Origin of the sequence: Mucilaginibacter sp. 21P (genome assembly GCF_019331605.1) — a bacterium.
Taxonomy (GTDB): Bacteria; Bacteroidota; Bacteroidia; order Sphingobacteriales; family Sphingobacteriaceae; genus Mucilaginibacter; species Mucilaginibacter achroorhodeus.
The window spans coordinates 1,650,281-1,662,589 of record NZ_CP063061.1; the positions used below are offsets into that span (position 1 = coordinate 1,650,281).

The 12,309-nt window shown below is 42.3% G+C and carries 15 protein-coding genes; 12 read left to right on the top strand and 3 right to left on the bottom strand.

The features are described from left to right. The first annotated feature begins 2 nt into the window (after positions 1-2). The 12 genes from secY to INP83_RS07535 all read left to right on the top strand — a co-directional run bounded on the left by secY (position 3) and on the right by INP83_RS07535 (position 9,852). A complete protein-coding gene (secY, locus tag INP83_RS07480) occupies positions 3-1,346 on the top strand; it encodes a preprotein translocase subunit SecY (RefSeq protein WP_146268913.1) in 1,344 nt (447 codons plus the stop codon). An 8-nt stretch (positions 1,347-1,354) separates the two neighbouring features. Beyond that, positions 1,355-2,143: a type I methionyl aminopeptidase gene (map, locus tag INP83_RS07485; RefSeq protein WP_219126926.1), complete on the top strand. Its 789-nt coding sequence runs from the start codon at positions 1,355-1,357 to the stop codon at positions 2,141-2,143. Positions 2,144-2,210: 67 nt separating this feature from the next. After that, on the top strand, positions 2,211-2,429 hold the full coding sequence (gene infA / locus INP83_RS07490; RefSeq protein ID WP_022833270.1) for a translation initiation factor IF-1: 219 nt from the start codon (positions 2,211-2,213) through the stop codon (positions 2,427-2,429). Between the two features lie 8 nt (positions 2,430-2,437). Continuing rightward, positions 2,438-2,554, top strand: coding sequence for a type B 50S ribosomal protein L36 (gene ykgO / locus INP83_RS07495; RefSeq protein ID WP_022833269.1), 117 nt, complete (start codon positions 2,438-2,440; stop codon positions 2,552-2,554). Between the two features lie 75 nt (positions 2,555-2,629). Then, a complete protein-coding gene (gene rpsM, locus INP83_RS07500; RefSeq protein ID WP_146268911.1) occupies positions 2,630-3,007 on the top strand; it encodes a 30S ribosomal protein S13 in 378 nt (125 codons plus the stop codon). Positions 3,008-3,139: 132 nt separating this feature from the next. Beyond that, the gene (gene rpsK / locus INP83_RS07505) at positions 3,140-3,529 is read left to right on the top strand and encodes a 30S ribosomal protein S11 (RefSeq protein WP_095703479.1); all 390 of its coding nucleotides are present in this window, start codon (positions 3,140-3,142) and stop codon (positions 3,527-3,529) included. Positions 3,530-3,595: 66 nt separating this feature from the next. Beyond that, positions 3,596-4,204, top strand: coding sequence for a 30S ribosomal protein S4 (gene rpsD, locus INP83_RS07510; protein ID WP_146268910.1), 609 nt, complete (start codon positions 3,596-3,598; stop codon positions 4,202-4,204). Between the two features lie 93 nt (positions 4,205-4,297). Continuing rightward, complete coding sequence (locus tag INP83_RS07515) at positions 4,298-5,290, top strand: DNA-directed RNA polymerase subunit alpha (protein ID WP_146268909.1); 993 nt, start codon at positions 4,298-4,300, stop codon at positions 5,288-5,290. A gap of 190 nt (positions 5,291-5,480) precedes the next feature. After that, positions 5,481-6,071, top strand: coding sequence for a 50S ribosomal protein L17 (gene rplQ / locus INP83_RS07520; RefSeq protein WP_219126927.1), 591 nt, complete (start codon positions 5,481-5,483; stop codon positions 6,069-6,071). Positions 6,072-6,219: 148 nt separating this feature from the next. Then, entirely contained in the window at positions 6,220-7,956 is a 1,737-nt protein-coding gene (locus tag INP83_RS07525; RefSeq protein WP_146268907.1) for a thiamine pyrophosphate-dependent enzyme, read from the top strand. A 4-nt stretch (positions 7,957-7,960) separates the two neighbouring features. Then, positions 7,961-8,626 (top strand): phosphatase PAP2 family protein, encoded by a 666-nt coding sequence (locus tag INP83_RS07530; RefSeq protein WP_219126928.1) that lies wholly within the window; start codon positions 7,961-7,963, stop codon positions 8,624-8,626. 35 nt (positions 8,627-8,661) lie between these two features. Further along, a complete protein-coding gene (locus INP83_RS07535) occupies positions 8,662-9,852 on the top strand; it encodes a DUF1624 domain-containing protein (protein ID WP_219126929.1) in 1,191 nt (396 codons plus the stop codon). A gap of 2 nt (positions 9,853-9,854) precedes the next feature. Here the strand turns inward: INP83_RS07535 and trxA are convergent, their stop codons facing one another. From trxA to INP83_RS07550, 3 genes are all read right to left on the bottom strand, one after another. Further along, positions 9,855-10,151, bottom strand: a complete 297-nt coding sequence (trxA, locus tag INP83_RS07540; RefSeq protein WP_219126930.1) for a thioredoxin — start codon at positions 10,149-10,151, stop codon at positions 9,855-9,857. A 252-nt stretch (positions 10,152-10,403) separates the two neighbouring features. After that, the gene (locus INP83_RS07545) at positions 10,404-11,405 is read right to left on the bottom strand and encodes an MBL fold metallo-hydrolase (RefSeq protein ID WP_219126931.1); all 1,002 of its coding nucleotides are present in this window, start codon (positions 11,403-11,405) and stop codon (positions 10,404-10,406) included. A 72-nt stretch (positions 11,406-11,477) separates the two neighbouring features. Continuing rightward, a complete protein-coding gene (locus tag INP83_RS07550; RefSeq protein WP_219126932.1) occupies positions 11,478-12,308 on the bottom strand; it encodes an alpha/beta hydrolase in 831 nt (276 codons plus the stop codon). Position 12,309: the final 1 nt, after the last annotated feature.

The following is a 12,309-nucleotide window of genomic DNA, read 5'->3' on the forward strand; positions in this document are numbered from 1 at the left end:
CAATGAAGAAATTTTTCACCACATTATCCAATATCTGGAAAATTGAGGATCTAAGAGTGCGTATAACAAACACACTCTTATTTCTCTTGATCTATCGTGTTGGTTCATTTATAGTGTTGCCGGGTGTAAACGCGGCATCGCTTAACTCATCACAAAACAAAGAAGGCCTTGTAGGCTTGCTTAACATGTTTGCAGGAGGTTCGTTTTCACGTTCCTCTATTTTTGCATTGGGTGTTATGCCTTACATCTCGGCTTCTATCGTGGTGCAATTGTTAGGTATTGCGGTACCTTACTTTATTAAGTTACAAAAAGAAGGTGAAAGCGGTCGTAACAAGATCAACCAGTGGACACGTTATCTAACTATCCTTATCACAGGCTTACAAGCTATCGGGTACCTGAAATCACAGGTAAGTGCTGATGCTATGCTTATTTCAAACCCGTACTTTACTATACTAAATACTTGCGTTTTAACTGCAGGTACCCTGTTTGTAATGTGGCTGGGTGAGAAGATCACTGATAAAGGTATTGGTAATGGTATATCATTAATTATAATGGTGGGTATTATTGCCCAGTTACCTGGTGCGTTTGTTACAGAGTTTAACAACCGTACTACTGGTGCAGGTGGTTTAATTACCTTCATTGTAGAGATTGTTGCTTTGTTAGGTGTAATTATGTTTACAATCCTTATAGTACAAGGTACCCGCAAAATTGCGGTACAGTACGCTAAGCGTATTGTAGGTAACAAACAGTATGGTGGTGTTCGCCAGTACATACCTTTAAAGGTAAATGCTGCGGGTGTTATGCCTATCATTTTTGCCCAGGCATTAATGTTTATACCAGCTACGGTTGCACAGTTTTTCCCTAACGCAGCTTCAAACGGTATCCTTATCGCTTTATCAAACTACAACTCTTGGGAGCATAACTTGGTATTTGCGATACTGATCATCCTGTTCACTTACTTTTATACTGCTATTACCATTAACCCTAAGCAAATGTCTGATGACATGAAGAAGAATGGTGGCTTTATACCAGGTGTTGCACCGGGTAACCCAACTACCAGCTTCATTGATGATGTTATCTCAAAGATCACTTTGCCGGGTTCTATCTTCCTTGCTATTGTTGCCATTATACCGGCACTTGCAAGCATGATAGGGGTGAGCAGCATTTTTGCAAGATTTTTCGGCGGTACTTCATTGATCATTTTGGTTGGTGTAGTATTAGATACCTTACAGCAGATTGAAAGCCACCTGTTGATGCGCCATTACGATGGTTTGATGAAAACAGGCAGGATCAAAGGACGCACTGCCGTTCCTGCTGCTTCTGGTGCAACGCCGCCTGTTATTTAATATAATACATGTCAAAGATTCATTATAAGTCTATCGAAGAGATAGAACTCATAAGAGAAAGTTCTTTACTTGTTTCTAAAACACTCGGGGAGATAGCTAAGGTTATTGCCCCGGGTGTTACTACTTTAGAGCTGAACACATTGGCCGAAACGTGTATACGTGACAATGGCGGTGTACCGGCTTTTCTCAATTACAACGGCTTTCCTTTCTCTTTATGTATTTCGCTTAACGACCAGGTAGTGCATGGTTTTCCAAGCAAACATGCACTTGTTGAAGGCGATGTAGTATCTGTTGATTGCGGTGTGGTGCTGAATAAGTATTATGGCGACTCGGCATATACCTTTCCTATCGGCGATATACCTGAAGCTACCGCTACACTTTTACGTGTTACCAAAGAATGCCTTTACAAAGGTATTGAAAAGGCGACCACAGGAATGCGTGTAGGCGATATTGGTTTTGCGGTGCAGGAGCATGCAGAGAACCATGGCTTTGGTGTAGTTAAAGAACTGGTGGGCCATGGTGTTGGTACACATCTGCACGAAAAGCCCGAAGTACCTAATTATGGCAAGCGCGGCGCTGGTATTAAACTGGAAGAAGGCATGGTGATCGCTATTGAACCAATGATAAACGCTGGCCGCGCTGGTGTTAAGTTCTGGAGCGATGGCTGGACGGTATCAACCGTTGATAAAAAACCATCAGCACATTATGAGCATACGGTGGCTGTAAAAAAGGGCCAGGCTGATGTTCTTTCAACCTTTTCATATATCGAAAAAGTTTTGGAAGAAAAAAATAAATAATCAAAAATTTTTATTAATTTTGCGTCCCACTTTGGTGGGCGGATAAACAAGTAATAATCAATAAAATATGGCAAAACAATCCTCGATTGAGCAAGACGGTACAATTCGCGAAGCATTATCTAATGCGATGTTTAGAGTTGAACTTGAAAACGGCCACGAGATTATTGCGCACATATCCGGTAAAATGCGTATGCACTACATCAAAATTTTACCTGGCGACAGAGTAAAACTGGAGATGAGCCCATACGATTTAACAAAGGGTAGAATAACCTATAGATATAAATAAGCAACGAGATGAAAGTTAGAGCATCCATTAAAAAACGCAGCGCTGATTGCAAGATCATCCGCCGTAACGGGAAACTTTATGTTATCAACAAAAAGAATCCTAAGTTCAAACAGCGTCAGGGGTAATTAAAAACAAATTGGAACAAGTCCGTACAACGGTAGCCGCCGTTCGGTTGTTCACTCAAAACACAAATTAGAAATATGGCAAGGATCTCAGGTATTGATTTACCAAAGAACAAAAGAGGCGAGATAGGCTTAACCTACATTTACGGTATCGGCCGTACAACAGCCCAAAACATTTTAACCCAGGCAGGTATTGATTTCAATACTAAAGTTCAAGATTGGTCTGATGATCAACTTACTGCTATCCGTACTATCATTAACGATCAGGTAAAAGTTGAAGGTGCTTTACGTTCAGAAGTTCAATTGAACATCAAACGTTTAATGGATATAGGTTGCTACCGTGGTACCCGTCACCGTAAAGGTTTACCTCTACGTGGTCAGCGTACTAAAAACAACTCACGTACCCGTAAAGGTAAACGTAAGACAGTTGCTAACAAGAAAAAAGCTACTAAATAATAAGTGATTAGTGATTGGAGAGTAGAGATTAGTTCCTTACTCTCTGATCATTAGGAATATAATTAAACGAAAAGACTGATGAGTCCGAGTTATTCGATAATTCAGTAATTCATCAGATCAATAATTAAGAAAATGGCTAAAACTAAAAAAGTTACCAAAAAGCGTATCGTTGTTATCGAGCCTGTTGGCGAAGCGCATATCAACGCTACTTTTAACAACATCATCATCACCCTTACCAACAAAAACGGCCAGGCTATTTCTTGGTCATCAGCTGGTAAAATGGGTTTCAAAGGTTCTAAAAAGAACACTCCTTACGCTGCCGGTCAGGCTGCTGCAGATTGCGGTAAAGTTGCTTATGACTTGGGTTTACGTAAAGTTGAGGTGTTTGTTAAAGGCCCAGGTTCAGGTCGCGAGTCTGCTATCCGTACCTTACAAACAACCGGTATCGAGGTAACTACCATTAAGGACATCACCCCGCTTCCGCACAACGGTTGCCGTCCATCAAAACGCAGAAGAGTTTAATTCACTAATTTTTAAAGCTAAGATTCAACAGCTGCGGGCTGTTTGATACTTTAAAACACACATACAATGGCAAGATATACAGGCCCAAAATCAAAGATCGCTCGTCGTTTCCGTGAACCAATCTTCGGTCCGGATAAGGCGTTAGAAAGAAAAAACTATGGCCCAGGTATGCACGGCGCTTCAAAAAGAAGAGGCAAGCAATCTGAGTACGCAGTACAGTTAATGGAAAAACAAAAAGTGAAATACACTTATGGTGTATTGGAGCGTCAGTTCGAAAACTTATTCCACACTGCATCTGCTAAAGAAGGTATTACCGGTGAGAACTTGTTAAAGTTCTTAGAAGCACGTTTAGATAACGCTGTTTACCGTTTAGGTATCGCTCCTACACGTTCTGGCGCACGCCAGTTGGTAGGCCACAAACACATTACTGTTAACGGTAATGTAGTAAACATTGCTTCTTACCAGGTTAAGCCGGGCGATATTATTGCTGTACGCGAAAAATCAAAATCTCTTGAAGCTATCACTACTTCAGTAGCAGGCCGCAAGATCAACAGATATAGCTGGTTAGAGTGGGATGCTGCCGAATTATCAGGTAAATTCCTTAACTATCCAAACCGTGATGAGATTCCTGAGAACATCAAAGAGAACCTTATCGTCGAGTTATATTCAAAATAATAACGATATTTTCCAGGAGAATGATTGGCATATTCTGTCAATCATTTTCGTGGTTAAATCCAACCCAAGTAGTAACATAAACCCAAGATATAAATGGCAATTTTAGCATTTCAAAAACCAGACAAGGTTATCATGCAGAAATCGAACGATTTTGACGGCACATTTGAATTTCGCCCGTTAGAACCAGGCTTCGGTGTAACCATTGGTAATGCTCTGCGTCGTATCTTACTTTCTTCATTAGAAGGTTATGCTATTACATCTGTACGTATTTCAGGTGTAACGCATGAGTTTTCAACCATCAAAGGTGTTGTTGAAGACGTAACCGAGATCATCCTGAACCTGAAACAAGTTCGTTTCAAGAAAACAGGTGATTCTGGCGATAATGAGAAGGTATTTGTGATCATTAATGGTCAGGATGCCTTTACTGCAGGTGACATCACTAAATTCTCAAATAACTTTACTGTTTTGAACCCTGATCTTGTTGTTTGCAACATGGATTCATCAGTAACGCTTGAGGTTGAATTAACTGTTGCTAAAGGCCGCGGTTACATCTCAAACGAAGAGAACAAAAACCCTGATGCAGCAGTAGGTGTGATAGCTATTGATTCTATCTTTACGCCTATCAAAAACGTTAAATACACTTTAGAGAACTATCGTGTAGAACAAAAAACCGACTACGAGAAACTTATCCTGGATATTTCTACAGATGGTTCAATCCACCCTGAGGATGCATTGAAACAAGCTGCTAAGATCCTTATCCAGCACTTTATGCTGTTCTCTGATGAGAATATGATGCTTGAAGCGCAGGCTAAAGAAGAAACCAAAGAAGTTGATGAGGAGATCCTGCACATGCGTAAGATCCTTAAAACCGAATTGGTTGACCTTGATCTTTCAGTACGTGCGCTTAACTGCTTAAAAGCTGCTGATATCCGCAGCCTTGCAGACTTAGTTTCTTACGACGTTGCTGATATGTTGAAATTCAGAAACTTCGGTAAAAAATCATTAACTGAGATCCAGGACCTGGTTAAATCAAAAGGCTTATCTTTTGGCATGAACCTGTCTAAATTTAAGTTAGACGAAGAGTAATAGAGATTGGTGATTAGAGAAAAGAGATTTAGTCTCGTCTTTAATCACCAATTTTTTTTATAACAGATCAAAGAGGATACAGTGACTAATCTCTGATCATTAATTAACCAGTCACTAACAACGCGTAATTCCGAGGGCTTGACGATAACCCGCCGCCCAACGGTATGCACGTGCCACAAACAACAAAAAAATGAGACACGGAAAAAAAGTTAACCACTTAGGCCGCACCGACAGCCACCGCAAAGCAATGATGTCTAACATGGCGTCATCACTTATCCTGCACAAACGTATCACCACTACTTTAGCTAAAGCGAAAGCTTTACGTGTGTATGTTGAGCCTTTGTTAACAAAATCAAAAAACGATACTACCCACTCTCGCCGTACAGTGTTTAGCTATTTACAAGACAAAGACACTGTGAACATCCTGTTCCGTGAAATTGCTGAGAAAATTGCTAACCGCCCGGGTGGTTACACTCGTATCGTTAAGTTAGAAAACCGTTTGGGTGACAACGCTGAAATGGCGATCATCGAGCTGGTTGACTATAACACTGTTTACGGTAAAGACGTAGCTGCCAAAACCGAGAAAAAATCACGTCGTCGTGGTGGTTCTGGTAAAGGTAAAGCTGCTGCCGCAACTACTGAGGCTGCACCTGCTGCAACCGAAGAAACTGCAGTTGAAACTGCGCCTGTAGCCGAAGCTGCTCCGGCAGTTGAGGAAGCCCCTGAAGCGGAAGCTCCTAAAGCATCTGACAAAGAAGAGAACGCTGAAAAAGGCGAGTAATTGATATTACTTCTTTAAGTTAAAAAGCCCTGGTGAATTTTCATCAGGGCTTTTTTGTTTTAATCGAGCATCTCTTCATATACTGCTTTTCATAATATTTAAAACCCCTGCGGCTATATTAGGTTTGTACTATATCAAATCTAAGAATATGGCAAATGTTGCAGATCAACTGGTAGAGATGTTGGTGAACGCGGGTATCAAACGTATATACGCCGTAACCGGCGATAGTTTGAATGAGGTGAATGATGCTGTTCGCAGAGAAGGCAGCATCCAGTGGATACATGTTCGCCATGAGGAGGCCGGTGCATACGCAGCCGGTGCTGAGGCACAGCTTACCGGTAACCTTGCCTGTTGTGCAGGCAGCAGCGGCCCGGGGCACGTGCATTTGATAAATGGCTTATACGATGCCCACCGGTCTGAAGCGCCGGTTATCGCCATTGCATCAACCGTTGCCAGTTTTGAATATGGTACCGAATATTTCCAGGAAACCAATACTATTAAATTGTTTGATGATTGTAGCCATTACAATCAGGTTGCTACTACACCCAAGCAGTTCCCAAGGATGATGCAGTCGGCCATACAGGCTGCCCTGCACCGTAAGGGTGTTGCAGTGGTTGGCCTGCCGGGCGATGTTACCAGTATGGACACCGAGGAGATTACATCATCAACAGTGAATTATAATCCTGTCCCGGTAATACGCCCATCTGATGAAGATATACAGAAACTCGCCGAACTGCTGAACAGCTATAAAAAGATCACCATTTTCTGCGGTATTGGCGCCGGCGAAGCTCATGACGAGATTGTTGCTTTATCCAAAAGGTTGCATGCCCCGGTTGCTTACTCCTTCCGTTCAAAAATGGAAATTCAGTATGATAACCCTTACGAAGTTGGGATGACCGGACTATTAGGTTTACCATCTGCTTACCACGCCATGCACCAGAGCGAATTGCTGGTTTTGTTGGGTACAGATTTTCCTTATACACCTTTTATGCCTACCGATTGCAAAATAGTGCAGGTAGATATCAAACCAGAACGCATTGGCCGCAGGGCTAAGGTAGATGTTGGGTTAAATGGTGATATCAAGGATACGCTTACCGCATTACTGCCACTTGTTAAACAAAACGAAGACGATAGTTTTGTTAAAGAGCAAATGGAGTTTTATGGAGATGTGAAGAAGAACATGAAGATATATGTGGAGGATAAAGGCCGAAAGGATAATATCCATCCCGAGTATATTGCCAGTCTGCTGGATGAGATAGCAGCTACTGATGCCATATTCACGGTAGATACTGGCATGTCATGCGTGTGGGGATCACGTTACATTAATGCTACCGGTAAGCGCAAAATGATAGGCTCGTTCAATCACGGCTCAATGGCTAACGCAATGCCGCAGGCTATTGGTGCAGCATTGGCTTTCCCTAACAGGCAGGTGGTTGCGCTGTGCGGCGATGGCGGCCTTTCAATGCTGTTGGGCGACCTTGCTACTATAACGCAGTATAACCTGCCTATTAAGATTGTCGTGTTTAACAATCGTTCGTTAGGTATGGTTAAATTGGAGATGCAGGTGGCTGGCTTACCGGACTGGCAAACCGATATGCATAACCCTGACTTTGCCATGGTGGCAAAAGCCATGGGTATTCGAGGCATCACTATTAATGATCCTGATGAAGCCAAGCATGAACTTCGTGAAGCATTCCTGTACAACGGCCCGGCAGTGATCAATATCATGACCGATCCTGCAGCTCTAGCAATGCCGCCTAAGATAGAATTAAGCCAGGTAAAGGGTATGGCATTATCCATGACCAAACTCATGTTGAATGGCCGTACTGATGAGGTGGTGGATACCATCAGATCTAACTATAAACATTTTAAAGACCTGATATAAACGCATGAACCAACGCCGGCAGCGCATTTTACTTTTTGTACTTTTATTGATCACTGTCGGTTTTGTGGCCTTATCGGTGGTAGTGCACATCTACCCTGATCTTTCGATCGATTTACGGTTCTCACGTGACATCCAGGAGCATCAGAACGAAACGATCGATGGCTTAATGTATGCCATTAGCACACCTGGTTACATGCCCGAGTCTGTGATAATGGTGTTGGGTACGGCTTTAATATTATTTTTATTTAAGTATAAAAAAGCGGCGGGCTTTGTGTTGCTCACCAGTTTAAGCGGATTGGTGAGCACCATTGTTAAGGCCATTGTGAACAGGCCGCGACCATCTGACACACTCGTGCGTATTGTAAAGAAAACTGCGCAGCAGAGTTTCCCCAGCGGGCATGTGCTATTCTACGTGGTATTCTTTGGTTTTTTAATCTTGCTGATGCTCCAGTTGGAGAAAGTGCCCAAATGGATTAGGTATCCGGTAATTGTTGTGAGTACATTTTTAATCTTCACCATACCGATATCTCGGATTTATCTCGGAGCTCACTGGTTTACAGATGTAGTAGGCGGGTTCCTGTTGGGCTTGCCGTGCCTGTATGTATTGGCTTATTATTACCTGCGCAAACCGGCCGACAGGCAGGAGGCCCCGGTTGCCGAAACCAAATAAATTATTTATTTTCAGGCAACTAAATCCTGAAAGCAATGACCAGTACTTTACCTGTAAAGCAGCGTATCCAATCCATTGATATTCTGCGCGGCGTTATCATGCTAATAATGGCGTTAGACCATGTCCGTGATTTTCTGCATCAGGGCGGTGCCTTTTCCGATCCTACCAACCTAAAAACCACTACGCCCTTCCTTTTCTTTACCAGGTTTATCACCCATTTTTGTGCGCCTATATTTGTTTTCTTAAGCGGCGTATCGGTTTACCTGGTAAGCACTCGTCGTAGCAAAAGCGAATTGATCAGCTTTTTGATAAAGCGCGGGATATGGCTTGTTTTCGTAGAACTTGTATTGATATCGTTTGCTTTTTCGCTTAACCCGCTATTTAATAGCTTTGCCTTGCAGGTGATATGGGTTATCGGTATCAGCATGATATTGTTGGGTTTATTGATCTGGCTTCCGGTACGGGTTATAGGCGCTTTAGGAATACTGCTGATTGTAGGACATGATATAATCACTACAATGACGGTGGCACCCAACACCACCGAAGAAGTGTTATTAAAAGTATTTTTTACCGCCAGAGGAACCCTATTCTTCTTAGATAAAACCCATATCGTATTTGACCTGTACGCAATACTGCCTTGGACAGGGGTGATGTTCCTTGGATATTTATTTGGAACGCTTTACAAAAACGGTTACAATCCGGCAAACCGAAAGCGTTTTTTGCTTGTTAGCTCGGCCTCTTTGTTTGCATTGTTCATCGTATTAAGGATAGTAAACGGATATGGCGATCCTGCGCCCTGGTCAGTACAGAAAAATACGGTATTCACAGTAATATCTTTCCTTAATATAAGTAAATATCCGCCATCGTTGATGTACTGTTGCCTAACCCTATCAGTAGGGTTGTTAGTGTTGGCGCTTACGGACAATGTTTCCGGGAAGGTTTCAGGATTCTTTAAAACTTATGGCAGTGTGCCATTTTTCTATTATATCCTGCACTTTTACCTCATACGTATTATCACCGTTATCGTGTTCTTTTTGCAAGGGTTTAAAACATCGCAGATCATTACGCCTAATGACCCTTTCCTGTTTACGCCACCTGGGTTAGGCTTTAGCCTCGGTGTTGTTTATATGTTTTGGTTAGGTGTTATATTAATACTTTACTACCCGTGCAAGTGGTTTTCAAAATATAAGAAAACCCATCGGCAGTGGTGGCTTAGCTATTTATAAAACTATATATATTGGCTAAGCACCTGCTGCAGTTGCCCTGCCTGCATTACACCGCTTTGGCGCCATTTAGTTTGGCCTTTTTGAAACACCATCAAAGTAGGTACACTTTGTACGTGATAGGCATTGGCTGCCGCGGGGTTTTTATCGATATCTATTTTGATAATGGTCACCTTATCGCCTAATGCATCTTTTACTTGTTTCAAAATAGGTGGCATCATCTTGCAAGGGCCGCACCACTCCGCCGAAAAATCTACAAGTACCGGTTTTTCTGATGCGATGATATCATTAAAGTTTGCCATTGGTTATTCTCCTTTTTAATTACAACGTATGCATAAACAATACGTTTGCTAAAGTGTATATTTTCTGGCAAAAAAGATATGTTAAATAATGTCACTAAGTGGTGACTTATTTTTATATTTGTTACAACGTTATCGTTTAAATGCTTAAATGACAATCACGGCCAATTTGGTCGAAAGAAATAACCTCCTAAATCTTGTGCAATCAAAGGCTTTCTCTATATCGAGAGGCCTTTTTAGTTTAAGCTATCTTACTTAACCGTTGTTGCTCATAAACCGCTTCCACCATTTAGAGTTGAACGTACTTACCTCCGTCGGTTGGCCGGGTTCAGGTAAAAAGAGTTCAATGTTCTTTTGCTCAGCAAATTTCTCCAACAACTCAGCAGGCTCATACCAGGCATGCAGGGCAAGGTTAAATGTAGCCCAATGGATTGGCATCAGCACTTTTCCTTTTAGTGCTAAATGAGCGTTCGAAGCGTTATCGGGCCCCATGTGAATGTCCGGCCAGTATTTGCCATAGGCACCTATCTCCAGTATGGTAAGATCGAATGGACCATAAGCTTCACCTATCTTCTCAAAATCAGGAGACCAGCCGGAGTCTGCGCCGAAATAGATATTATGTTTTGGGCCTTTGATAACAAAGGATGCCCAAAGTGTTTCGTTACGATGTGTTATGCCACGACCCGAAAAATGCCTGGTAGGGCAGGATGTAATACTTAAGTCTTTAATGCTAAATGTATCGCCCCAGTCCATTTCTCTTACCAATTCCGGTTTTACGCCCAATGCCGTGAGGTATTTACCCACGCCAAGGGATGTGATAAAAGGAATATTTTTATCAGCCAGGATACGGATAGTAGCTTCATCCAAATGGTCGTAATGGTCATGAGAGCATATCACCAGGTCTATCGCAGGAAGATCGGCCAAAGCAAGCGGTGGCTGAAAGAACCTTTTAGGGCCCATCAGTTGCGTAATGGATACACGCTGGCTCCAAACCGGATCTGTTAAAATAAGGATGCCATCAATTTCGATGATCAGGCTTGAGTGGCCTATCCAGGTAATGCGCAACCCTTCTGACGGTGGTGTTTGAAAAATGCTTGCATCAGTTTTAAAAGGGCCCAAAGTTTTTTTGGGAACGGTTTCGGCTTTGTTATTAATATATTCCTTTATCATGGGGAACATGATATTGAAACCGCCCTCGGTGGTCGGAATTGTATTTTGGTATTTGGCGCCTTCTTTACGCGACCGTGGTAAACTCATGCAACAAGTATAGGGTGTTTGACTATTTAAACAAAATGGTCAGTATTGTTTTTACTTTCAGATGTAAAAAGGCTATTGTTTAAAGAAAGTGATTACAGCATCTGCAACCTGCTTAAGCTGCAACGTAAGAACATCTTTTAAATACGGTTGTGAAACGTTGAATACATGATCTGCACCATGGATCACAAGCAACTCGGCATTAAGATTGGCAACTTTAAGCAGTTCTGCATGTTTAAGCGGCACACTTGTATCAGCATCACCGTGTATAATGAGCCATGGCTGAGTTATCTCTGCAGCACGGTGCTGAATGTTTAACCTAACCGGATTTTTATCCAGGTCTTCGAGCATGGTTACACGATAAGGCATATCCTGACCTGTACGTGCATTTTTCATGTATATAACACCCTGCAACCTCCATTGATCTTCGATTTGTTTGGGCCACAGTTTATCGAAATGGGCAATTGCTGCCAATGTCGCCAAGTTTTTTATACGGTTATCCTCCGCTGTTTTCACGATACTTACACCACCACCAAGACTATGCCCTATCAGGAAAACGCCATCCGCAACAGGTATAGCTGCGCCGCTGTAGGCAAAATCTATAACATTATTCAGATCATCAAGTTCGATAGAAAAGGTGTTATCGCCAAAAGCTATCAAGTCGGCAAATTCAGTCAAATGCTCCGGTGTGGTACCGTTGTGTGAAAAATTAAATTTCAGGTACCGAAAGCCATTTTCGGCAAATCGGCGAGCCACTAAATGATGTGCCCCCCAATCTTTAAAACCGCGGATCCCATGGGCAAATATCACCAACGGAGCCTTGGGATCAAGATCATCGTAAGTGAGATCGGCCGTGATAGGCCTGCCTTTAGCGCCGGGTATAGTATATTGCTCGGTGAGAATCATA